The sequence below is a fragment of the Xanthomonas sp. CFBP 7698 genome, from assembly GCF_003600855.1.
GTDB lineage: Bacteria > Pseudomonadota > Gammaproteobacteria > Xanthomonadales > Xanthomonadaceae > Xanthomonas > Xanthomonas cannabis.
This window is the reverse complement of sequence record NZ_PRDN01000002.1, coordinates 285114-307434: the sequence shown is the minus strand read 5'-3', so window position 1 is coordinate 307434 and position 22321 is coordinate 285114. Positions and strand designations below refer to the sequence as shown.

Annotated in this window: 18 protein-coding genes and 1 other RNA gene; 15 read left to right on the top strand and 4 right to left on the bottom strand. The window is 66.2% G+C overall.

Going from position 1 to position 22321, the window contains the following annotated elements:
* Nucleotides 1-37: 37 nt before the first annotated feature.
* The 6 genes from XnspCFBP7698_RS09185 (at nt 38) to XnspCFBP7698_RS09160 (ending at nt 7802) form a co-directional block, all read left to right on the top strand.
* Nucleotides 38-676, top strand: a complete 639-nt coding sequence (locus XnspCFBP7698_RS09185; protein ID WP_199680122.1) for a glutathione S-transferase family protein — start codon at nt 38-40, stop codon at nt 674-676.
* Nucleotides 677-851: 175 nt separating this feature from the next.
* A complete protein-coding gene (gene asnB / locus XnspCFBP7698_RS09180) occupies nt 852-2792 on the top strand; it encodes an asparagine synthase (glutamine-hydrolyzing) (protein WP_104579967.1) in 1941 nt (646 codons plus the stop codon).
* 78 nt (nt 2793-2870) lie between these two features.
* A complete protein-coding gene (locus XnspCFBP7698_RS09175) occupies nt 2871-3425 on the top strand; it encodes an NADPH-dependent FMN reductase (RefSeq protein WP_104579966.1) in 555 nt (184 codons plus the stop codon).
* A gap of 269 nt (nt 3426-3694) precedes the next feature.
* Nucleotides 3695-5125, top strand: a complete 1431-nt coding sequence (locus tag XnspCFBP7698_RS09170) for a replicative DNA helicase (protein WP_039403345.1) — start codon at nt 3695-3697, stop codon at nt 5123-5125.
* Nucleotides 5126-5388: 263 nt separating this feature from the next.
* On the top strand, nt 5389-6807 hold the full coding sequence (locus tag XnspCFBP7698_RS09165) for a deoxyribodipyrimidine photo-lyase (protein WP_104579965.1): 1419 nt from the start codon (nt 5389-5391) through the stop codon (nt 6805-6807).
* Between the two features lie 269 nt (nt 6808-7076).
* Complete coding sequence (locus tag XnspCFBP7698_RS09160) at nt 7077-7802, top strand: OmpA family protein (protein ID WP_039403338.1); 726 nt, start codon at nt 7077-7079, stop codon at nt 7800-7802.
* Between the two features lie 798 nt (nt 7803-8600).
* Here the strand turns inward: XnspCFBP7698_RS09160 and XnspCFBP7698_RS09150 are convergent.
* A complete protein-coding gene (locus XnspCFBP7698_RS09150) occupies nt 8601-9635 on the bottom strand; it encodes a LysR family transcriptional regulator (protein ID WP_039403332.1) in 1035 nt (344 codons plus the stop codon).
* Nucleotides 9636-9764: 129 nt separating this feature from the next.
* Here XnspCFBP7698_RS09150 and XnspCFBP7698_RS21635 point away from each other — a divergent pair, with 129 nt between their 5' ends.
* The 6 genes from XnspCFBP7698_RS21635 to XnspCFBP7698_RS09120 all read left to right on the top strand — a co-directional run bounded on the left by XnspCFBP7698_RS21635 (nt 9765) and on the right by XnspCFBP7698_RS09120 (nt 17418).
* Nucleotides 9765-9992 (top strand): hypothetical protein, encoded by a 228-nt coding sequence (locus XnspCFBP7698_RS21635; RefSeq protein WP_104580159.1) that lies wholly within the window; start codon nt 9765-9767, stop codon nt 9990-9992.
* Nucleotides 9989-10762 (top strand): SDR family oxidoreductase, encoded by a 774-nt coding sequence (locus XnspCFBP7698_RS09140; RefSeq protein ID WP_047696767.1) that lies wholly within the window; start codon nt 9989-9991, stop codon nt 10760-10762. The genes XnspCFBP7698_RS21635 and XnspCFBP7698_RS09140 overlap by 4 nt, the downstream gene beginning before the upstream one ends.
* Nucleotides 10759-11955: an efflux RND transporter periplasmic adaptor subunit gene (locus XnspCFBP7698_RS09135; RefSeq protein ID WP_047696765.1), complete on the top strand. Its 1197-nt coding sequence runs from the start codon at nt 10759-10761 to the stop codon at nt 11953-11955. Before XnspCFBP7698_RS09140 ends, XnspCFBP7698_RS09135 begins: the two co-directional genes overlap by 4 nt.
* A gap of 106 nt (nt 11956-12061) precedes the next feature.
* Nucleotides 12062-15232 (top strand): efflux RND transporter permease subunit, encoded by a 3171-nt coding sequence (locus XnspCFBP7698_RS09130; RefSeq protein WP_104579999.1) that lies wholly within the window; start codon nt 12062-12064, stop codon nt 15230-15232.
* Between the two features lie 36 nt (nt 15233-15268).
* A complete protein-coding gene (locus XnspCFBP7698_RS09125; protein ID WP_104580000.1) occupies nt 15269-16000 on the top strand; it encodes an SDR family oxidoreductase in 732 nt (243 codons plus the stop codon).
* A complete protein-coding gene (locus XnspCFBP7698_RS09120) occupies nt 15994-17418 on the top strand; it encodes an efflux transporter outer membrane subunit (protein WP_104580001.1) in 1425 nt (474 codons plus the stop codon). Before XnspCFBP7698_RS09125 ends, XnspCFBP7698_RS09120 begins: the two co-directional genes overlap by 7 nt.
* A gap of 121 nt (nt 17419-17539) precedes the next feature.
* Here XnspCFBP7698_RS09120 and XnspCFBP7698_RS09115 read toward each other — a convergent pair whose 3' ends face one another.
* Nucleotides 17540-18514 (bottom strand): GGDEF domain-containing protein, encoded by a 975-nt coding sequence (locus XnspCFBP7698_RS09115; protein ID WP_047696757.1) that lies wholly within the window; start codon nt 18512-18514, stop codon nt 17540-17542.
* A gap of 94 nt (nt 18515-18608) precedes the next feature.
* Between XnspCFBP7698_RS09115 and XnspCFBP7698_RS09110 the strand changes: the two genes are divergently transcribed.
* On the top strand, nt 18609-18914 hold the full coding sequence (locus tag XnspCFBP7698_RS09110) for a hypothetical protein (protein ID WP_104580002.1): 306 nt from the start codon (nt 18609-18611) through the stop codon (nt 18912-18914).
* A gap of 232 nt (nt 18915-19146) precedes the next feature.
* On the opposite strand, the gene XnspCFBP7698_RS09105 is transcribed toward XnspCFBP7698_RS09110, so the two are convergent.
* The gene (locus XnspCFBP7698_RS09105) at nt 19147-20889 is read right to left on the bottom strand and encodes a diguanylate cyclase (RefSeq protein ID WP_123137473.1); all 1743 of its coding nucleotides are present in this window, start codon (nt 20887-20889) and stop codon (nt 19147-19149) included.
* Nucleotides 20890-21032: 143 nt separating this feature from the next.
* Here XnspCFBP7698_RS09105 and XnspCFBP7698_RS21630 point away from each other — a divergent pair, with 143 nt between their 5' ends.
* Both XnspCFBP7698_RS21630 and XnspCFBP7698_RS21535 read left to right on the top strand, forming a co-directional pair.
* On the top strand, nt 21033-21284 hold the full coding sequence (locus tag XnspCFBP7698_RS21630; RefSeq protein WP_039403307.1) for a hypothetical protein: 252 nt from the start codon (nt 21033-21035) through the stop codon (nt 21282-21284).
* Nucleotides 21285-21500: 216 nt separating this feature from the next.
* Nucleotides 21501-21668 (top strand): hypothetical protein, encoded by a 168-nt coding sequence (locus XnspCFBP7698_RS21535; protein ID WP_158591100.1) that lies wholly within the window; start codon nt 21501-21503, stop codon nt 21666-21668.
* 131 nt (nt 21669-21799) lie between these two features.
* Here XnspCFBP7698_RS21535 and ssrA read toward each other — a convergent pair.
* Nucleotides 21800-22196: a transfer-messenger RNA gene (gene ssrA, locus XnspCFBP7698_RS09090) on the bottom strand.
* Nucleotides 22197-22321 lie beyond the last annotated feature (125 nt).

Here is a 22321-nt window from a genome sequence, read left to right as displayed (position 1 = left end):
ACTGCCAGCCCCTCGTTGTTGCCGCGGAGCCAGTGTGATGTCGACCGTGCGTCCCCCGTTGACCGTGCATGGCATGTCCAGCTCCGGTAATTGCTACAAGGTGCGCTTGCTGCTGGAGCAGCTGGGCAGCCGGTATCACTGGGTCGAAGTGGACAGCGTGGCCGGGCAGAGCCGCACGCCCGAGTACCTGGCCAAGAACCCCAACGGCAAGGTGCCGATGGTGGAGCGCGACGACGGCCGCGTGCTCACCGAATCCAATGCGATCCTGTTCTGGCTGGCCGAAGGCACGCCGTACCTGCCCACCGATGCCTGGCAGCGCGCGCAGGCCCTGAGCTGGATGTTCTTCGAGCAGTACAGCCATGAGCCGTACGTGGCGGTGGCGCGTTTCATCAGCCTGTGGACCCCGCGCGATGCGTCGCGCCACGCGGAACTGCCGCAACTGCGCGCGCGCGGCGAACAGGCCCTGGCGGTGATGGAACAGCACCTGCAGCAGCACGCCTGGTTCACCGGCGCCGATTACGGCATTGCCGACATTGCCTTGTTTGCCTACACCCATTGCGCGGCAGATGGCGGCTTCGATCTGGAGCGTTGGCCGGCGATCGGTGCCTGGCTGCAACGCGTGCAGGCGCTGCCTGGATTCGTGCCGATGCCGACCCCTGCGGCGGTGGCGGCATGAGCGGCGCACGCTGCGTGCGGGTGGCCGGTTCTGCTGCAGCCAACTGCGGAGCAGGTGGGGGCGGGCAGGGCGCTGGATCGGCACCCGCGCACTCGGGCCAAGGCCGGCAGGCCGGCAGTGCGCGGTGTGCCGGCGCTTCTCGCCCGGCCACCGTCATGTCGCAGGGGCGCTGAGGATGTGCGGATTGGCAGGATTGCTGCTGGCCTCGCCGCGCCTGCACGGCGAGCAGCTCGATGCGCTGGTGCGCCCCATGGGCGCGGCCGTGCGTCATCGCGGCCCCGACGATGCCGGCACCTGGTGCGATGCGCAGGCCGGCGTGGCGCTGGCGCACCAGCGGCTGAGCATCCTGGATCTGTCGCCGCTGGGACATCAGCCGATGCGCTCGGCCGACGGCCGCTATGTGCTGGCCTACAACGGCGAGGTCTACAACTTCGCGCAGTTGCGCGCGGCCCTGGCGGCGCTGGGGCATCGTTTCCGCGGTCATTCCGATACCGAGGTGCTGTTGGCGGCGGTGGTGGAGTGGGGCCTGGACGACACCTTGTCCCGCTGCAACGGCATGTTCGCCATCGCGCTGTGGGACGAGCGCGACAACTGTCTGTTTCTTGCACGCGACCGGGTGGGCAAAAAGCCCCTGTACTACGGCTGGGCCGGCGACACCCTGGTGTTCGGTTCCGAACTCAAGGCGTTGTGGCAGCACCCGGATTTCGACAATGGCGTCGATCGCAACGCGCTGACCTTGCTGCTGCGTCTGGGCTATATCCCGGCCCCGGCCTGCATCCACGAGCACACCTTCAAGCTGATGCCCGGCCGGGTGCTGCGCATGGACGCGCAGACCGTGGCGGCGGGCGCTGCCGCGCACCGGCCCGACCAGGCGCAGCTGCCGTTCTGGAATGCGCGCGAAGCGATGCAGCGCGCGCTGGCAGCGCCGTTCACCGGCACCGATGCGCAGGCCGAAGAGCAACTGGACAGCGTGTTGCGCGATGCGGTGGCGCTGCGCATGGTGGCCGACGTGCCGGTGGGCGTGTTCCTGTCCGGCGGTACCGATTCGTCGATCGTGACCGCGATGATGCAGGCGCAGAGCGCCCAGCCGGTGCACACCTTCAGCATTGGTTTCGAAGGCTCGCATCACGACGAAGCGCCGCTGGCGCGGGAAGTGGCCACCCATCTGCATACCGACCACACCGAGCTGTATGTCAGCGGCGCCGACGCGCTGGCGGTGGTGCCGACCTTGCCGGACATGTTCGACGAACCGTTTGCCGATGCCTCGCAGGTGCCGACCGCGCTGGTGGCGCGGCTGGCACGCGGTGGGGTGACGGTGGCGCTGTCCGGCGACGGGGGCGACGAACTGTTCTTCGGCTACGGCCGCTACCAGCGCGCGCTGCGCAACTGGCGCATGCACGGCCTGGTGCCGGGCCCGCTGCGCCGGCTGATGGCGGTGGCGGCGCGCAGCAACGGCGAGTCCTCGCGCACCGGCGGGCTGGCCGCGCTGGTGGCCGAGGCCGGCGCGCGTGGCATCGGCGACATCTACCGCAACCGCATCTCGCGTTGGCGCGATCCGGCCGCAGTGGTGCTGGGCGCCACCGAGCCGGACAGTTTCTACAGCCTGGCCGACCCGCTGCACGGCTCGGGCACCCCTGCCGACGCGATGATGCTGGCCGATTTTGCCGCCTACCTGCCCGACGATCTGTTGTGCAAGGTGGATCGCACCACCATGGCAGTGGGGCTGGAAGCGCGCGCGCCGTTGCTGGACTGGCGCGTGGCCGAGTTCGCCTGGTCGTTGCCGTTGTCGCTCAAGTACCGCGATGGCGTCAGCAAGTACCTGCTCAAGCGCGTGCTGTGCCGCTACCTGCCCGACCCGATGGTGTACCGCGGCAAGCGCGGCTTCGGCGCGCCGGTCAGTGCGTGGTTGCGCGGCGATCTGCACGGCTGGGCGGACGATCTGCTGGCGCATGGCACGCTGGAGCGCGAGGGCGTGTTTGCCGCCGATACCGTGGCCGGGCTCTGGCGCGCCTTCAACGGCGGCGAGCGCAAATGGCATACGCACCTGTGGACGGTGCTGATGTTCCAGGCATGGCAGGCGCATTGGCGCGCGCAGCGGGCGGCGCTGAGCCGCTGAGGCGGCGCAGGCGTTTCACCGGGTGTGCGCGTCGGGCTGACTAGAGTCGGGCGCTGGTTTCCCCAATGGAGCGTTCCCATGAGCAAGTTCACCATCGCCGTCCTCGTTGGCAGCCTGCGCGCAGCGTCGTACAACCGTCAGCTGGCACGCGCGCTGGAGCATCTGGCCGGCGACAAGGCAGTGCTCGAGTACGTGGAAATCGGGGATATCCCGTTGTACAACCAGGATCGCGATGGCGACTTCCCGGCCGAAGGCACGCGCCTGAAACAGCAGATCCGCGCCGCCGATGCGGTGTTGTTCGTGACCCCCGAATACAACCGCTCGATCCCCGGCGTGCTCAAGAACGCGCTGGACACCGGCTCGCGCCCGTATGGCGACAGCGCGTTTTCCGGCAAGCCGGCAGCGGTGGTCGGCATCTCGGTCGGCGCCATCGGCACCGCCACCGCTCAGCAGCACCTGCGCAACGTGCTGGCCTACCTGAACATGCATGTGCTCGGCCAGCCGGAGGCGTTCCTGCAGTACAAGGACGGCTTGTTCGGACCGGATGACCAGCTCGCCAACGCCGACAGCCGCGCGTTCCTGCAGGGTTTCATCGACGCCTTCCTGGGCCTGATCGAGCGCACCAAGCGCTGAGTTGACCACAGCGATTCCCGGCCCGGCCCAGGCCTGCCGGACGGGCCGGGGGCATGCCGCAAACCCAGGCGGGGCGGGCGTCTCGGCCTGCAGGCCGGAGCGGCCCAGTGCGCGGGGGTGAGTCATCGTGGAGGCCGCTGCGACAGCGGTGGCGTACAACGCTGATGCACCGGCTGTCCACCAGTTATCCACAGAGTTGTGCATGGTCGTCGGCGCCGCCGATGACTATGCTTCCTGCCCTCGTCTCCCCGCGTCAGGTCTGTTCGTCCATGTCTGCTCGTCCTGGTTTCCGTTCCAAGCGCAATCGCGATCGCGACGACGACGATTACGATCGTCCCGAGCCGCGTCTGGACCAGTTGCGGGTACCGCCGCATTCGGTCGAGGCCGAACAGGCGGTGCTGGGCGGGCTGATGCTGGCGCCGGACGCGTTCGACCGGGTCAACGACCAGCTCACCGAAAATGACTTCTACCGGCGCGATCACCGGCTGATCTACCGCGCCATCCGCGAATTGAACGAGAAGGACCGCCCGTTCGATGCGGTGACCCTGGGCGAGTGGTTCGAGTCGCAGGGCAAGCTGGAGCAGGTGGGCGATGGCGCCTACCTGATCGAGCTGGCCAGCACCACGCCGTCGGCGGCCAACATCGCCGCCTATGCGGAAATCGTGCGCGACAAGGCGGTGCTGCGGCAGCTGATCGAGGTGGGGACCACCATCGTCAACGATGGCTTCCAGCCGGAAGGCCGCGAGAGCGTGGAATTGCTGTCGGCCGCGGAAAAAGCGGTGTTCAAGATCGCCGAAGCCGGCGCGCGCGGCCGCACCGATTTCGTGGCGATGCCGGGCGCCCTGAAGGATGCCTTCGAAGAGCTGCGCAACCGGTTTGAAAACGGCGGCAACATCACCGGCCTTCCCACCGGCTACACCGATTTCGACGCGATGACCGCCGGCCTGCAGCCGACCGACCTGATCATCCTGGCGGCACGTCCGGCCATGGGCAAGACCACCTTTGCGCTGAACATCGCCGAATACGCCGCGATCAAATCCAAGAAGGGCGTGGCGGTCTTTTCGATGGAAATGTCCGCCTCGCAGCTGGCGATGCGCCTGATCTCGTCGAACGGCCGCATCAACGCGCAGCGTCTGCGCACCGGCGCGCTGGAAGACGAGGATTGGGCGCGCGTGACCGGCGCGATCAAGATGCTGAAGGAAACCAAGATCTTCATCGACGACACGCCTGGCGTGTCGCCGGAGGTGCTGCGGTCCAAGTGCCGCCGGCTCAAGCGCGAACACGATCTGGGCCTGATCGTGATCGACTACCTGCAGCTGATGTCGGTGCCGGGCAACAGCGAGAACCGCGCAACCGAAATCTCGGAAATCTCACGTGGACTCAAGGGCCTGGCCAAGGAGCTCAACGTGCCGGTGATCGCGCTGTCGCAGCTCAACCGCTCGCTGGAAACGCGCACCGACAAGCGCCCGGTGATGGCCGACCTGCGCGAATCGGGCGCAATCGAGCAGGACGCGGACATGATCGTCTTCATCTACCGCGACGATTACTACAACAAGGAAAATTCGCCGGACAAGGGCCTGGCCGAGATCATCATCGGCAAGCACCGCGGCGGGCCGACCGGTGCGTGCAAGCTCAAGTTCTTCGGCGAATACACCCGTTTCGACAATCTGGCGCACGATTCGGTGGGCAGCTTCGAGTAACGGCCGCGCGGCCGGTGCCCGTGCGCGTGGAGGGTGTTGGACGGCGGTGGCGCAGTATGCCCCGCGTCGCCCGCTACGCGCGGGCGCGTGATGGTGGCGATGTCGCTGCGCTGGCACTTGCGCAGCGATTGCGGCGCGCGGCCTGCCAGTACGCATGCGCAGCACGCTGATCGGCATGCCGGCAGTGGACGCCGCCCGGCATCGCGCCATCGTTGCGTTTGCTGGCTTATGCTGCGCAGCCTCACCGCCGCTGCCGAGTCCGCATGTCATACGCCATCGTCTGGTTCCGTCGCGATCTGCGCCTGGAGGACAACCCGGCCCTGCGTGCCGCACTCGATGCCGGGCACCAGCCGATCCCGCTGTATATCGATGCGCCGCACGAAGAAGGCGAATGGACACCCGGTGCGGCCTCGCGCAGCTGGCGGCATCACTCGCTCGCAGCGCTGGAGGCATCGTTGCGCGCGCTGGGCAGTGGGTTGGTCGTGCGGACCGGCAGCAGCGAGCAGGTGCTGGGGGAGGTGATCGCCCAGACCGGTGCGGTGGCAGTGTACTGGAACCGCAAATACGAACCGGCGACCCAGTCGCGCGATGCGCAGATCAAGCGCAACCTGCGCGAGCGCGGCATCGAGGTGCAGAGCTGCAATGCATCGTTGTTGTTCGAGCCATGGCAGCTCTCCACGCAGCAGGGCGGGCCGTACAAGGTGTTCACGCCGTTCTGGCGCAATGCGCTGACACAGCTGCAGCTGCCGGCCGCGGTGGCGGCACCGCGCAGCCTGCCGCCATTGCCGGCAACGCTGCCGTCCGTCGCGCTGGAGTCGCTGGCGCTGCGCCCGGACGTGAAGTGGGACACCGGCTTCTGGGAGCACTGGCAGCCTGGCGAGGCGGGCGCGCACGAAATGCTGGAGATCTTCATCGACGGCGCGCTCAACGGGTATCGCGACAATCGCGACCGACCCGATCGTGTCGGTACCTCGCAGCTATCGCCGCATCTGCACTTCGGCGAGATCGCGCCGTGGCGGATTGCCGGCACCCTGGAAGCGCATCGCAACGCGCGCAACGGTGCCGAAATCGATGGCTACATCCGCCAGTTGGGTTGGCGCGATTTTGCGTATCACCTGCTGCATCATTTCCCGGACATCACCAACCGGAATCTCAATCCGCGTTTCGAAGGCTTTGCGTGGGCAAAGGCCGATCCGGTGGTTCTGCAGGCCTGGCAACGTGGCCGCACCGGCATTCCGATCGTCGATGCCGGCATGCGGCAACTCTGGCACACCGGCTGGATGCACAACCGCGTTCGCATGATCGTGGCCAGCCTGTTGTGCAAGCATCTGCGCGTGCACTGGGTCGAAGGCGCGCGTTGGTTCTGGGACACGCTGGTGGATGCAGACCTGGCCAACAACACCATGGGGTGGCAATGGGTCGCCGGCACCGGCGCCGATGCCGCGCCGTATTTCCGCGTGTTCAATCCGGTGACGCAAGCAGAAAAGTTCGATCCGCAAGCGGCCTACATCACCCGCTGGGTGCCCGAGCTCGGCAAGCTTGCAGTGAAGGAACGCTTCGCTCCGTGGCTACATCCGCTGTCGCTGGCACGGCTTGCGCCGGAGTATCCGCGATCGCCCATCATCGGGCTGGCCGAAGGACGTGACGCCGCACTGGCGGCGTATGCAAAAACGCGCGGCTGACGACTGGCGACAGCAATGCATTTTGGTCCGCGTGCCGATGCAATGTGGCGCTTTTCAAGTACGCCACGCGTCATCCTGGTGCGGCTGCACGGCCGGTGGGCAGACACGCAACGACTGCGTTGCCATGATGCGCGCGAGAAAACGTTTTCCTGAATGGACAACCCGCTGCGTGTCGTCGTCGCCCACTTTCATCATGCGCCAGTCGCGTTGGTCTGTTTATCCTCGCGCACACGATTGAGCGCCGGATGGTCCGGCGATAGGAGAACACCATGTCCCCAGCAGCCACCAAGAGCCTCGCCGTTGCACTGGCCAGCGCCATCGCGCTGTCAGCCTGCGCGACCGGCGGCTCGTATGTGCAGCGCGATCAATACGGCGAGCAGACGCAACAGCAGAACCGCACCGGCCGCAATGCGCTGATCGGTACCGCCATCGGTGTGGCTGCAGGTCTGCTTACCGGCGACAGCGCCACCGAGCGTCGCCAGCATGCCATGGTCGGTGCCGGCATCGGCGCGCTGAGTGGTGCAGCAGTCGGCCAGTACCAGGACCGCCAGGAACGCGCACTGCGCGAGCGCACCGCCAATACCGGTATCGAAGTGCAGCGTCAGGGCGACAACATCACCTTGAACCTGCCCGACGGGATCACCTTCGACTTCGGCAAGTCCGCGTTGAAGCCCCAGTTCTACAGCGCGCTCAACGGTGTCGCGTCCACGCTGCGCGAGTACAACCAGACCATGGTGGAAGTGGTTGGGCACACCGACAGCGTCGGTAGCGATGCGGTCAACCAGCGCCTGTCCGAAGAACGCGCCGGTGCCGTGGCGCAATACCTGACCGCGCAGGGCGTGCAGCGCGAGCGCATGGAAACCATGGGTGCCGGCAAGCGTTACCCGATTGCCGACAACAGCACCGATGCCGGCCGCGCACAGAACCGTCGCGTCGAGATTCGCCTGATTCCGTTGCGTGCCGAAGGCGCCGCCAGCAATACCGGCATGCGGTGAGTGTGCTGCATTGAATCGTGGGTTGGTCGATTCGACTGGCCCGCGATGTATTGAAAAGCAGGCCGCGAAAGCGGCCTGTTTTTTTGCGCTGCATTTCTGGTGATCAAAAGCGGCTGATCTGCGTTTGGGCTGCAGACCCCTTGCCCGCCCACCCTCTCAGGACACGCTGCAAGTACAAGTACGTCAATGTAGCTCTGGCGCGGCATCCATGCCGCTCAAGGTCCCGCGACGGTGAACGGGCAAGGACCAGTCGAGTTGGTCGGTGTGCAGAGCTTTCAATAAAACAGCCAGCCAACTCTCTGGTGCGGTGTCCTCGCCGATTGCGGGACCGTTGGCGGCATGGATGCCGCCACCGAGCCCCCATGGACGGGTTAACGGCGTGTCCCGCGAGCGGCGAGGGCACCGCGCACTCGACATCCTTGCGTGTGCTGCAGGGCCCTTGCCCGCCCACCATCGCGGGACACGCCGTGAATCCGTCCCTGGAGGCTCTGGCGCGGCATCCATGCCGCTCAAGGTCCCGCGACGGTGGGCGGGCAAGGACCAGTCGAGTTGGTCGGTGCGTAGAGCTTAAAAAACACCAGCCGACTGCCTGGCGAGGGCACCGCGCACTCGACTAACCAAGCTTCTGATCTAGATAGTCCGGGACCTGTGTTGCTCAACGGCTTGGCGCTACATCGCTTTGATGCAACACGCACCGGCATTCAACCATCGCTCGCAGACGTACCCTCATCGGCCTTTTGGGCACCTTCTCCTGAGTGGGAGAAGGATTACTCCATTGAGCGACCGCTTGAAGCGATCTTAGGCCGTGACGTTTTCCAAAATGCGCTTGCCCTCGGCGCGTAGTTCCGCTTCTGCGCCCACTTCGACCTTCGCGTCGTGGTCGGCTTTTTGCGCAGCTAGACGTGCAGGGCATTGCGCCATCATGTAGTCGGCATCGAAGTTCATGCGCGTCACCAAAAAGTCCACGAACGCGCGCACCTTTGGCGAGACCAGTCGGCCACCGGCGAACACCGCATTGAAATCCACTTCTGGCCCGGTCCAGCCAGCGAGCACGCGGCGTACCAGACCCGATTGCACGAACGGCTTGGCCATCACATCGCCGGTGAGCAGCAAGCCTTCACCGCATAACACCGCACCGTTCAGCGCCGCCGGGTCGTTGGCCACCATCAGCGGATTGACCGGGAAATCGCGGATGTCGCTGCCATCGCTCAGCGACCAGAAGAAACGGTTGTTATGCACATTGCGGTTCTTGCGCAACGCCAGGGTGCGATGGAATTGCAGCTCGTCCGGATGCAGCGGCTCACCATAACGCTCGATATAGGACGGACTGGCGAATACCTGCGTGCGTAGGCTGCCCAGCTTGCGCGCGACCAGGTTCGAATCGGGCAGGGCGCCGACGCGCAGCGCCAGATCGGCTTCGCCGCCGATCAGGTCCAGCTTCTCGTTGCCTAGATGCATGTCCAACTGGATTTCCGGATATTGCGCGTGGAATTCACCCAGCAATGGCGCGATCCAGGTGATGCCCAGCGAATACGGCACGGTGAAACGCAACCAGCCGCGCGGGCCCGATTGCAGTTGCCCCACCGCGCTTTCGGCTTCTTCCAGCTCGCGCGCGATGCGCTGGCAATGCTCGTGGTACACCGAGCCGGCTTCGGTCAGGCCGATGCGACGCGTGGTCCGGTGCAGTAGGCGCGCACCCAGGCGCGTTTCCAGTTCCTGCACCTTGCGGCTGACGGTGGTCTTGGGCAGGCCAAGTGCGTTGGCGGCGGCAATGAAGCTGCCCTGTTCGACCACCTTGACGAAGATCAGGGTGTCGTTGAGATCGTGTGTCATGGGACTGCCTTCCGAGGGTCAGGAGGGATTAGACCGCTTGCGGGACGATTATTCCCCTAAATCCGGACTAATCAAGTGCTGCTTTGAGGCCTAGCTTATGCGGCATCCCCTCCATGCAGGAGCACGGCCATGTGGTTGTGCGATGTCTTCGGTTTGTCTTCCGCGTCCCGCAGCGCCATCGAAAGCGCTTTCGATCCGGTGGTTTCCTCGGCAAAAAGCCAGCGCGCCAGCGTTTCGCGTGCATTCGCCGCATCGCCGAAACGGCAGGCCGGCGGCGCGCCCGCGCGGCGGACTGGACTGCCGGCGCGCTGGGCACAGCGTGGAATTGTCCCGATGTCGGGAGTGAAAGTCCCATGACCGGGATGGTCCAATCCGAGACGGCGGTCATAGGCGGTGCGGGCAGCGTGGGCGCGGGCATCGTCGCCGCGCTGCTCGACGCCGGCATGCCGGTGCTGGTGATTGGACGTGATGCCGCCAAGCTGGCGGCGCTGCGTGCCGAGCATGGCGATTCGCCGCTGCTGGATACCTTGCGCGGCTCGGTCGCCGACGATGCGTCCGCGCTGGCCCTGGCCACCGAGCTGGCCCAGCGCCCACGTCCGCTGGGCGCAGTGATCGCCAGCCTGGGTAGCCCGCCCAAGGCCGGGCGCCTGCTTGACCGGCCGGTGGCGGCGTTGCGCCGCCGCCTGGAGCGCGACGTATTGCCGCATCTGGCTGCTGCCCGCCACCTGCTGCCGCTGCTGGCCGAGGCCGACGGTGGCGGCCGCTATCTGTTGCTCGGCAGCCCCTGCGCGCTGCGTGCCTGGTCGGCGCATGGCGACCGCTCGGTCGCCGCCGCCGCCACCCGCATGCTGGCCCAGGTGCTGCATGAAGAAGCCAAGCCGCTGGGCGTGCGTGTGCACCTGCTCTCGGTCGAGCAACCGGTGTGTACGCCCGGCCGCGCCAAGGAGGCCTGTCCGGAATGGATTCGTGCCGTGGATGTCGGGCGCGCCGCCGTCTCCCTGATCGCCGGGCCTGGCCAGCCCGGACAACCCATCGTGACCGTCAGCCGTCGTCTGCCCTCCGCCCCGTCGGTGGACCGGCTGGCCGGTCTGCATTTGCCTATCCCCACTCGAGAGATGTCTCCATGACCCCGAACGCCACCCCGTTCCGTTTCCCCATGCGTCCCGTGCTGACGGCCGCCGTGCTCGCGGTGGTGCTTGCCGCCTGTGGCGGCGGCGCTGCGCAGACCGGCGCACCGCCACCGCCCAGCGTCAGTGTCGCCCCGGTGCTGATCAAGGAAATCAGCCAATGGGACGAATTCAGCGGCCGGATCGAGCCGGTGGAAAGCGTCGAGCTGCGCCCGCGCGTGTCCGGCTACATCGACAAGGTCAACTACACCGAAGGTGCGGAAGTGAAGAAAGGCGATGTGCTCTTCAGCATCGACGACCGTAGCTACCGCGCCGATTTCGCCCGCGCCAATGCCGCGCTGGTGCGGGCCCGCACCCAGGCCACGCTGGCGCGCAGCGAAGCCGCGCGTGCACGCAAACTCTCCGACCAGCAGGCCATTTCCACCGAAACCTGGGAGCAGCGCCGCGCCGCCGCCGATCAGGCCGATGCCGACCTGCTGGCCGCACAGGCCGCGGTAGACACCGCCAGGCTCAACCTGGACTGGAGCCGCGTGCGTGCGCCGATCGACGGCCGCGCCGGGCGGGCGATGGTCACCGCCGGCAACCTGGTCACCGCCGGCGACAGCGCCAGCGTGCTGACCACGCTGGTGTCGCTGGACAAGGTGTTTGTCTATTTCGATGCCGACGAAGGCACCTTCCTGCGCTATTCGCAGATGGCCCGCAACGGCGAGCGTCCGGACGAACGCGGCGGTCAGTTGCCGGTGCGCATCGGCCTGGTCGGCGAGCAGGGCTTTCCGCACGAAGGGCGGGTGGATTTCCTGGACAACCAGGTGACCCGCAGCACCGGCACCATCCGCGTGCGTGCGGTGCTGGACAACGCACAGCGCCAGTTCACGCCGGGCCTCTACGCCCACGTGCAGCTGCTGGGCAGCGGCCAGTTCAAGGCCATGCTGGTGGACGAAAAGGCCGTGCTGACCGACCAGGACCGCAAGTACGTCTACGTGGTCGACAAGGACGGCAAGGCGCAGCGGCGCGATGTGGAGCTCGGCCGCAGTGCCGATGGTCTGCGCATCGTGCGCAAGGGCCTGGCGGCCGGTGACCGTGTCGTGGTCGACGGCGTGCAGAAGATCTTCATGCCCGGCATGCCGGTCGATGCCAAGGCCGTGGCCATGGCATCGGCGCCGGCAGCGGACAAACGCACCGCTTCGAACTGATTCATCGCTGCAGCGCAGCCCATGAACGCCGGCCTTTCCATCTGGCCGGCTCGGGGCCGCCGTGCCGCGCCGCCACCCGGCGGCAACCTCTTCCAGGACCACCCCAATGGACTTTTCCCGTTTTTTCATCGACCGGCCGATCTTTGCCGCGGTGCTGTCGATCATCATCTTCGCGGCCGGCCTGATCGCCATGCCGCTGCTGCCGATCAGCGAATACCCCGAAGTGGTACCGCCGAGCGTGCAGGTGCGCGCGGTGTATCCGGGCGCCAATCCCAAGGTCATCGCCGAGACCGTCGCCACGCCGCTTGAGGAAGCCATCAACGGCGTTGAAAACATGATGTACATGAAGTCGGTCGCCGGCTCGGACGGCGTGCTGATGGTCACCGTGACCTTCAAGCCGGGCACCGACCCGGACCAGGCGCAGGTGCAGGTGCAGAACCGCGTCAGCCAGGCGCAGGCGCGTCTGCCCGAAGACGTGCGCCGCCAGGGCGTGACCACGCAGAAGCAGTCGCCCACGCTGACCATGGTGGTGCATCTGACCTCGCCCAAGGGCAAGTACGACTCGCTGTACCTGAGCAACTACGCCACCTTGAAGGTCAAGGACGAGTTGTCGCGCCTGCCTGGCGTGGGCCAGATCCGCGTGTTCGGTGCCGGCGATTACGCCATGCGCATCTGGTTGAATCCGGACAAGGTGGCCGCGCGCGGCCTGACCGCCAGCGATGTGGTTGCCGCCATCCGCGAGCAGAACGTGCAGGTCTCCGCCGGCCAGCTCGGCGCAGAACCCATGCCCAACAAGAGCGATTTCCTGCTCTCGATCAATGCGCAGGGCCGCCTCACCACCGAAGAAGAGTTCAGCAACATCGTCATCCGCAGCGGCAACAGCGGTGAGATCGTGCGGTTGAGCGATGTGGCGCGTCTGGAACTGGGCGCCGGCAACTACACCCTGCGCTCGCAGCTGGACAACCAGAACGCGGTGGGCATGGGCGTGTTCCAGTCGCCCGGTGCCAACGCGATCGAACTGTCCGATGCAGTGCGCGCCAAGATGGCCGAGCTGGAAAAGCAGTTCCCGCAGGACATGGCCTGGTCGGCCGCGTACGACCCCACCGTGTTCGTGCGTGACTCGATCAGCGCAGTGGTGCACACCTTGCTGGAAGCGGTGCTGCTGGTGGTTCTGGTGGTGATCCTGTTCCTGCAGACCTGGCGCGCGTCGATCATTCCGTTGCTGGCGGTGCCGGTGTCGGTGGTCGGTACGTTTGCCGCCCTGTATCTGCTGGGCTTTTCGATCAACACGCTGAGCCTGTTCGGGCTGGTGCTGGCGATCGGCATCGTGGTCGACGACGCGATCGTGGTGGTGGAAAACGTCGAGCGCAATATCGAAGAAGGGCTGAGCCCGTTGGCCGCTGCGCACCAGGCGATGCGCGAAGTGTCCGGGCCGATCATCGCCATCGCGCTGGTGCTGTGCGCGGTGTTCGTGCCGATGGCGTTCCTGTCGGGCGTGACCGGCCAGTTCTACAAGCAGTTTGCGGTGACCATCGCCATTTCCACGGTGATTTCGGCGATCAACTCGCTGACCTTGTCGCCGGCACTGGCGGCCATGCTACTCAAGGCGCACGACGCGCCGAAGGACGGCCCGTCGCGATTGATCGACCGTCTGTTCGGCTGGGTGTTCCGTCCGTTCAACCGCTTTTTCAATAGCAGCTCGCACAAGTACCAGGGCGCGGTGTCGCGCACCCTGAGCAAGCGCGGCGCGGTGTTCATGGTGTATCTGCTGCTGCTGGTCGGCACCGGTTTCATGTTCAAGCTGGTGCCGGGCGGATTCATTCCGACCCAGGACAAGTTGTACCTGATTGCCGGTACCAAACTGCCGGAAGGCGCCTCGCTGGAGCGCACCAACGAGGTGATCCGTCAGATCAGCCAGATCGCGATGCAGACCGAAGGCGTGGATCACACCATCGCGTTCCCCGGCCTGAATCCGCTGCAGTTCACCAACACGCCCAACACCGGCACGGTGTTCATCACGCTCAAGCCGTTCAGTCAGCGCAGCCGCAGCGCGGTGCAGATCAACGCCGAGCTCAATGCACGCATCAGCCAGATCCAGCAGGGCTTTGCGTTCGCCTTCATGCCCCCGCCGATCCTGGGGTTGGGCCAGGGCTCGGGCTACTCGCTGTACATCCAGGACCGTGCGGGTCTGGGCTATGGCCAGCTGCAGAGCGCGGTCAACGCGATGTCCGGTGCGATCTCGCAGACGCCGGGCATGCAGTTCCCGATCGGTACCTACCAGGCCAACGTGCCGCAGCTCGATGCCAAGGTCGACCGCGACAAGGCCAAGGCGCAGGGCGTGCCGCTGACCAACCTGTTCGACACGCTGCAGACCTACCTGGGCTCGTCGTACATCAACGACTTCAATCGCTTCGGTCGCACCTATCAGGTGATTGCCCAGGCCGATGGACAGTTCCGCGACAGCGTCGAAGACATCGCCAACCTGCGTACCCGTAACGCCAATGGCGAAATGGTGCCGATCGGCAGCATGGTCACGCTGGGCCAGACCTACGGCCCCGACCCGGTGATCCGCTACAACGGCTACCCGGCCGCCGACCTCATCGGTGAAGCGGACCCGCGCGTGCTCTCGTCCACCGAAGCGATGCAGAAGCTGGCCGGCATGGCACCGCAGGTGTTGCCCAACGGCATGAACATCGAGTGGACCGACCTGAGTTATCAGCAGTCCACGCAGGGCAACTCGGCGTTGATCGTGTTCCCGATGGCGGTGCTGCTGGCGTTCCTGGTGCTGGCCGCGTTGTACGAAAGCTGGACCTTGCCGCTGGCGGTGATCCTGATCGTGCCGATGACCTTGCTGTCTGCCTTGTTCGGTGTGTGGCTGACCGGTGGCGACAACAACGTGTTCGTGCAGGTGGGTCTGGTGGTGTTGATGGGCCTGGCGTGCAAGAACGCGATCCTGATCGTGGAGTTCGCCCGCGAACTCGAAATGCACGGCAAGGGCATCGTGGAAGCCGCACTGGAAGCCTGCCGCCTGCGTCTGCGCCCGATCGTGATGACCTCCATCGCCTTCATCGCCGGCACCGTGCCGCTGGTGTTCGGCCATGGTGCCGGCGCCGAAGTGCGCTCGGTCACCGGCATCACCGTGTTCGCCGGCATGTTGGGTGTGACCCTGTTCGGTCTGTTCCTGACCCCGGTGTTTTATGTGGCACTGCGCAAGTGGGTGACCCGTCGCGGTCCCGCTGCACCGGCTGCCGTTTCGCATGACGCCGTCAAGGCGTAAGCCCGTCACTTCCCCCAATTAAAGAGGATTCACCACATGAGCAACACCAAGATCGCACTGGTCACCGGCGCCACCCGCGGCATCGGCCTGGAAACCGTTCGGCAACTGGCCCAGGCCGGCGTGCACACGCTGCTGGCCGGCCGCAAGCGCGACGACGCCGTCGCCGCCGCGCTCAAGCTGCAGGCCGAAGGCCTGCCGGTGGAAGCGATTCAACTGGACGTCAACGACGACATCAGCATCGCCGCTGCCGTCGGCACGGTGGAGCAGCGCCATGGCCACCTGGACATCCTGGTCAACAACGCCGGCATCATGGTCGAAGACATCCAGCGCAAGCCCTCCGAGCAGAGCCTGGATGCGTGGAAGCGGACCTTCGACACCAACCTGTTCGCGGTGGTTGGCGTGACCAAGGCGTTCCTGCCGCTGCTGCGTCGTTCGCTGGCTGGGCGCATCGTCAACGTGTCGAGCATCCTTGGCTCGTTGACCTTGCACAGCCAGCCCGGCTCGCCGATCTATGACTTCAAGATTCCGGCCTACAACGCTTCCAAGAGCGCGTTGAACAGCTGGACCGTGCATCTGGCCTACGAACTGCGCGACACCCCGATCAAGGTCAATGCCATCCATCCGGGCTACGTCAAGACCGACATGAACGGTGGCGGCGGCGAGATCGAGGTGGAGCAGGGTGCGTATAGCAGCGTGCAGATGGCGCTGCTGGATGCGCACGGCGCCACCGGCAGCTACACCCACCTGGGAGAGACCTTGCCATGGTAAGAACATTGCTCGGCGCGGCGCTGGCCGCGCTGGTGCTCAGCGGTTGCGCGGTGGGGCCGGATTACCGGCCCGACCCACCCGCCTCGGTGACGCTGCAGGGCGCGCAGGACGCTGCCTTCAGCGCTGAATCGCCGGTCGGCAACTGGTGGTCGCAATTCGACGACCCGGTGCTGGAACAACTGGTGCGCGATGCGCTGTTCGCCAACCATGACCTACGCGTTGCGGTGTCGCGGGTGAAGCAGGCACGCGCGGTGTTTGTGGAGCGCCGTCTCGACCAGGCCCCGCACATCACCGCGCAAGGCAGCTTCGATCGCCGCGAGCAGCAGCAGGTGATCGCCGGCAACCAGCGCTTCCTCACCGAGCAGACTACGCTCGGTCTGGATGCGGCCTGGGAACTGGACCTGTTCGGTCGCCAGCGTCGTGCGTCGGAAGCCGCACGCGCCGATCTGGATGCAGAGCAGGCCAACCTGCAGGACGTGCAGGTCACCGTCGCCGCGGAAGTGGCGCGCAATTACTTCGAATTGCGCGGCACCCAGAAGCAGCTCGACGTCTCCAAGCGCACCCTGACCAATCTGCGCGACACCCAGAAACTCACGCAGACGCGCTGGGACCTGGGCGCCGGCAGCGAGCTGGATGTGCAGAGCAGCCTGGCGCGGTTGAAGGCGATCGAAGCGGATATTCCGTTGCTGGAAACCGCCGAAGCGCAGTACCGCCATCGTCTGGCGGTGTTGCTGGGGCAACAGCCCGATGCGCTGGATGCCACCCTGGTAGCACGCAGCATGCCGGCGTTCGCACGCCCGTTGCCGCTGGGCGACACCGCCGGCCTGCTGCGTCAGCGTCCGGATGTGCGTAGCGCCGAACGCCGGCTGGCCGCGGCCACCGCGCAGGTCGGTGTGGCCACGGCGGATCTGTTCCCGCGCATCAGCGTGCGTGGGTTTGTCGGCTTCCTGTCCGGCGATGCGGCCAGGTTGACCGAGGGCAACGCCAAGGCCTGGTCGATCACCCCGTCGATCAGCTGGGCGGCGTTCGACTTCGGCACCGTGCGCGCGCGCCTGCGTGCGAGCAAGGCGCAGGCCGAGGGCGCGTTGGCGCAGTACCAGCAGGCCGTCCTGCTGGCACTGGAAGACACCGAAAACGCCTTGATCGGGTACGGCCGCCAGCAGGCACGTCTGGCGATCGTCGTGGAGCAGGCCAACGCCGCGCGGCGAGCGGAGCAGCTGGCGCAGATCCGCTATCGCGAGGGCTCGGAGGACTTCCTCACCCTGCTGGATGCGCAGCGCACCCAGCTGGCGGCGGACGATGCCCTGGCGCGCGCCGAGGCGGCCGTCAATGTCGGTGTGGTCGGGGTGTACAAGGCGCTTGGCGGCTGGAAGCAGGGCGAAGCGCCCGCCGCTCCGGTGGCGGTGGTCAAGCGTTGATGGACGGGCGGGGCGGCCAGTGGGCCGCCCCGTCGCGACCGCAGTGGGCAGCCCGCTCAGGGGTCCGCCATCGGCAACCGGATGGCGCGCGTGCCGCCGTCCGGGTTGGCGGACGCTGCGCTCAGTCGGCCACCCGCACGCTGTCGCGGCCACTGTTCTTGGCCAGATACAGCGCCGCATCGGCGCGCGAAAACCAGTCCTGCCAGTGGGTCTCGCCATCGTGGCGCGCGGCCCCCAGCGACACCGTGATCCGCCCGCCCGGGCCACGCAGTCCGTTACGGATCACCTTGCGCAGGCGCTCGGTAGCCGCTTCCAGTTCTGCCAGCGAGCCGGCACGCAGCAGCACCACGAACTCTTCGCCACCGAAGCGGAAGACCTGATGTGGCTCGCGCACTTCGTAGCGCAGGATGGTCGCCAGGTCCGACAGCGCCGCATCGCCGGCGGCGTGCCCGTAGAGATCGTTGACCTCCTTGAAATGATCCAGGTCGAGAATGATCAGGCTGTTCAGCCGCTCCTGCGGCTGGCGCTGGTCGATCTGATGGGAGAGCGCGCGTTCGAGCATGCGCCGGTTGGGCAACCCGGTCAGCGCGTCCAGCGAGGCCAATTCTTCCAGATGCACGCGGTCGTCCTGCATGCGCAGCGAGAACGCATAGCCCACCGCCAGCGTCACCAGCGTCACCACCACCGTCGACACGCCCTGGCCGGGGCTGACGATCAGGCCGGGCAAGAACAATAGCGCTGCCATCAACGGCAGGCTCAGCAACACCGCGCGTTGTGGCCCGCACAGGAAATAATTGGTCGCCAGCACCGGAAACAGCCAGGGCAGGGCACCGTCGCCCCCGGTCCAGCAGGCCACCAGGCAGCCGGCGACATTGATCGACGCCAGCCAGACCCCGCCGGTGCCGGTCTGTTCGGCATCGCGCATCTGCCAGCCGCGCCAGATCGCCAGCACGCCCACGACCGCAGTGATCAGGCACGCAACCACCTGGCCGGTCATGGCCAGGTACACCGCATAGAGGCAAAGCAACAGCGCGGTGATTGGCCCAAGCATCTTGACGATGCCGAGGCGGAAATCCCGCCGCAGGTGGAGGATCACATGGAAGGTTCTGTAGGAGTCGGCACCATTATCGGCCCGGCCCTGCCAAAGTTGAGTATGCGGACACCACCGCAATGGGTAGGAAAATGAAGCGTTGCACGGCAGGGCTTCGCACATTCTTGACGGCCTTGCCGCAACCGTATGGCCTTTGTCGTTGGAGTCCGCCATGCCTAGCCGCGAAGAGCTCGATACCCGCCTGGATGCACTGCAGGACGAACTGCCACACCTGGCTGCCGACGACGATGCGGACTTCGACTACCTGGATTTTCAGGCGCGCGCTGAAGCGTTGCTGCGCAGTGCCGAGCCCGAGGATGCGGCGTATGTCCGCACCCGCGTCGACGGCATGCTGGCGGGCGCCGGGCTGATTCCCACCGATGAAGACGGGCACGCCTGTCGCTGAGGCTGCGCCGTCGCAGCGGGTACGCTGCGCCTGGAGTTGCTGCGGGGTGCGAGCGCCGTGTGCCGGATTGAGATGCAGCGTTTGCATTGCACGCCGTGCCGTATCCCATAGCCGCCCGACCGTCAGCAGCCTGCCACCAGCTGGCGTGTCGCCAGCCGCTATAACTGATCACGAATAGTTCCAGCAGGATCGGCCAGCAGATTTCCATCGCCGCCTCGCCGCGTCGGGTTGATCACCGCTGCCGAGCAGTCGTATCGCTCAGGGGCAGCGGGGCCAGCCCTGCACGCGCCAGCACCGCGGCGCCCACCACCTGATTGCGTCCGGCCTGCTTGGCCCGATACAGCGCCTCGTCTGCGCGCCGCAGCAGTTGCCCGGCGTTGCCCGCATGCTCGGGAAAGCTCGCCACACCGAACGATGCGGTGATCTTCGGCAGCGACACGCCATCGGCCATCACCTGCAAGGCCTCGATGCCGGCGCGCAGCTTCTCGGCCATCATGCAGGCCACCGGCAGGTCCACCTCGGGGAGGATGATCGTCAATTCCTCGCCGCCGTAGCGGCAGCAGATGTCTTCGCCGCGCGTCTGCGCCAGCAGCAGCTCGCCGATCGCCGCCAGCACCCGATCGCCGCCGCTGTGGCCGTGCAGGTCGTTGAACCGCTTGAAATGGTCCACGTCCAGCATCAGCACCGAGAGCGGTTGCACCCGGCGTGTGCAGCGCGCCAGTTCGTGGTTGAGCGCTTCTTCCAGATAGCGCCGGTTGTACAGGCCGGTGAGCGGGTCGCGGATTGACTGCTGGCGCAGCGTCTCGCGCAGACGCAGGCTGTGCAGCACCAGCGAGAGCTGTTCGGCCGCCGCTTCGGCCACCGTCAACGTGGCCAGGCCGCCGGGGTCGTCGCTGCGCAGTGCCAGCATGCCCAACTGTGTGCCCTGGGCCGACAACGGAATGCACACCGTGCTGGCATGCGCCGGAAGATTGGCGTCGGCGTGGCGGCACAGCATGCCGGCGCTGGCGTCATCCACCACATGGGTACGGTCGCGACGCAGCGCCCAGCAGGTGTCCGGCGCAATGCTCGGGCTGTCGCCGTCGGCCATTGCGCCCCAGGCCACCACCTGCTCGGCGCGATCGCGCGATGCGCGCAGCAGGTAGACCGCCCCTGCGGCGCCGGGAATCAGTGGCGCGATCGTGCGTGCGGTGATTTCCAGCGCTTCCTCGGCGTCACGGCAGTTCTGCAGCAGGCCCGAATACCGCGCCAGCGCTTCCAGGCCGGCAGACGTGCGCTCCAGGGCCGCGAACGATTCCACCAGGCGCTCGCTGGTATGGCTGGCAGCGTCTTCGGCATGCACCCGCCGCTGCAGCTCGCGCGCCAGCAGGCGGTAGGCCAGCAGCATCACCAGCAGCCCGCTGACGATGCCGATCACGGTCATGCGCAGCACCCACTGCGCGCTGCTGGTGTTGGCCTCGGTGCGTTTGACCAGCTCATGGCGTTCCAGCTCGGTCATGGTCTGCACCTGCCGCCGCAGGGCCGCGGAGGTCTGGAACACGCCCCGCGCGATCGACCCGCGCGCACCATCCAGTCCATGCGCGCGATAGCTGTGCAGCAGGTCGTTGATCTGCACCAATCGCTTGTCCACCAGCTGCCCCAGCGCACGCGCGTTGCGCCTCTGCACCGGGTTGTCCTGGACCAGGGCATCCAGCCGCACGATGCGCTCGGGCAGGCGCCCGATCGCATCGGCGTACACCCCCAGAAATGCCTCGTTGTCGGTGAGCACGTAGCCGCGCACCGACGACTCTGCCGACAGCAGGCCCGCCTGGATCTCGTCGATGCCGGCCAACACCTCCTGCGTATGCGTCACCCAGCCGGCATCGGACAGCGAACGCTGGGTGGTGAAGTAACCGCCCACTCCGATCAGGACGAAGATGGCCCCGCCGAGCAGCAAGGCTCCGGCGGCACGGCGTTTTGCTTTTTTGGTCAACACCGTGTTCCCCAACACCGATGGTCTGGTTGAGTCCGATGCAAGCCGCGTGCCCAGGTGGGGCAGTCAGCTGGCAGACGGTGCAGCACTCGTCGCCGCCACGTCGTGCCGGTATGCTCGTGACGAACCGTCGAGCCGAGCACACATTGGTCATTTTTCTTGGACGCTACCAGTTGACCTGCCACGCATCGCGCAGTGGCGATGCCGCCGAGTCCTGGAGCGCGGACTGGAACATCGAGCAGATCGGCACCGGCAAGGCGAGCGGCGAGCTCGCAGGCGCCAGGCTGTCGCCGACATTCCCGGACCACCGCAGCGCCATGTCGGCCGCCCGCGTTGCCGGCATGGTGACGCTGGAAGCCATGCACGCCGAAGCACAGCGGCAGCTCGAATACACCTGAGCGGCTATCGTTTCGATCCCACGGCCGTTCCGCCGCTGCATGTCGAGGGTGCCGCTGTCTTCCTGCTGCTGATCGGAGGGCTTCTCCCGCAAGTGTCGTTGCGCGAGTTGGACCAACCGACTGAGCCCACGTGTCGCGGCTGCCGGCATCGTCATGCTGGCACGCAGTTTGCGACGGTTGCCGCAGGGCGCTGGGGAGCGCCGTCGGAGCAATGCAGTGGAAGAGCCCAACAAGAGCGCCCTGGTCCTGCTGCAGCAGGAAGCCACCGAACTGCTCGCGCTGTTCGATCAACTCCGCGGTGAGGCGGCTCTGGATACGGACATCGAACCCTGCCCGCTGCCGCGCAGCACGGGCGCCGAACCGACGGTGCGCGTCACTAACTGACACGCCTGGTGGCGAACTGTTCACCGCGGCGTCCCGCCTGCTACGCAAACGCATCGACCGCGCATGAAAAAGGCCGGGAACCCTTCATGAAAGGATTCCCGGCCTTGGTCGGTCGTCTTAGGACCGTTGTTTGGTGGAGGTGGGCGGAATCGAACCGCCGTCCGGAAGCACTCCATCCCCGGCACTACATGCTTAGCCCTCCGTTAGATCTCATTCCCAGGCAGCACGGTTGGCAAAGCGCACCTGGAAACCAGCCTGCTTTATCTAACCGGTAGCTGACAGGCAGCCACTACCGATGGTTCCGTGATAATGACCCTACACCTACGAGCACGGGCACAAGTAGGTTCGGGGGTTCGCCTTAGGCGGCTGTAGAACTACAACTAAAGCCAATTAAGCGGCGATAGCGAAGTCCGAACCGTAGTTGTCGTCGTTGGCAACTAAAAGTTTGCTGCTGGATTAACGAGGAAAGCTGCCCCCTCGGCATGCGCCAAGCGACTTCGCGACCCCCGTCGAAACCAGTGCACCCCCGGGGAAAGCATCAAACGCTGACCACCCCAGTGTAGGGATCGGCGCGCCCTGTCACAAGTGTTGAGATGGGCTGCGCTTACAGTGGCTTCAGGCGGTACCGAACCGAACAGTCTGCAAGCGAAGGA

Bases quoted from the DNA above. Each gene is read 5' to 3' on its own strand.
- XnspCFBP7698_RS09150 (WP_039403332.1), bottom strand. From the start codon at position 9,635: ATGACACACGATCTCAACGACACCCTGATCTTCGTCAAGGTGGTCGAA.
- XnspCFBP7698_RS09175 (WP_104579966.1), top strand. From the start codon at position 2,871: ATGAGCAAGTTCACCATCGCCGTCCTCGTTGGCAGCCTGCGCGCAGCG.
- XnspCFBP7698_RS09165 (WP_104579965.1), top strand. From the start codon at position 5,389: ATGTCATACGCCATCGTCTGGTTCCGTCGCGATCTGCGCCTGGAGGAC.
- XnspCFBP7698_RS09140 (WP_047696767.1), top strand. From the start codon at position 9,989: ATGACCGGGATGGTCCAATCCGAGACGGCGGTCATAGGCGGTGCGGGC.
- XnspCFBP7698_RS09170 (WP_039403345.1), top strand. From the start codon at position 3,695: ATGTCTGCTCGTCCTGGTTTCCGTTCCAAGCGCAATCGCGATCGCGAC.
- XnspCFBP7698_RS09120 (WP_104580001.1), top strand. From the start codon at position 15,994: ATGGTAAGAACATTGCTCGGCGCGGCGCTGGCCGCGCTGGTGCTCAGC.
- XnspCFBP7698_RS21635 (WP_104580159.1), top strand. From the start codon at position 9,765: ATGTGGTTGTGCGATGTCTTCGGTTTGTCTTCCGCGTCCCGCAGCGCC.
- asnB (WP_104579967.1), top strand. From the start codon at position 852: ATGTGCGGATTGGCAGGATTGCTGCTGGCCTCGCCGCGCCTGCACGGC.
- XnspCFBP7698_RS09160 (WP_039403338.1), top strand. From the start codon at position 7,077: ATGTCCCCAGCAGCCACCAAGAGCCTCGCCGTTGCACTGGCCAGCGCC.
- XnspCFBP7698_RS09135 (WP_047696765.1), top strand. From the start codon at position 10,759: ATGACCCCGAACGCCACCCCGTTCCGTTTCCCCATGCGTCCCGTGCTG.
- XnspCFBP7698_RS09185 (WP_199680122.1), top strand. From the start codon at position 38: ATGTCGACCGTGCGTCCCCCGTTGACCGTGCATGGCATGTCCAGCTCC.
- XnspCFBP7698_RS09130 (WP_104579999.1), top strand. From the start codon at position 12,062: ATGGACTTTTCCCGTTTTTTCATCGACCGGCCGATCTTTGCCGCGGTG.
- XnspCFBP7698_RS09125 (WP_104580000.1), top strand. From the start codon at position 15,269: ATGAGCAACACCAAGATCGCACTGGTCACCGGCGCCACCCGCGGCATC.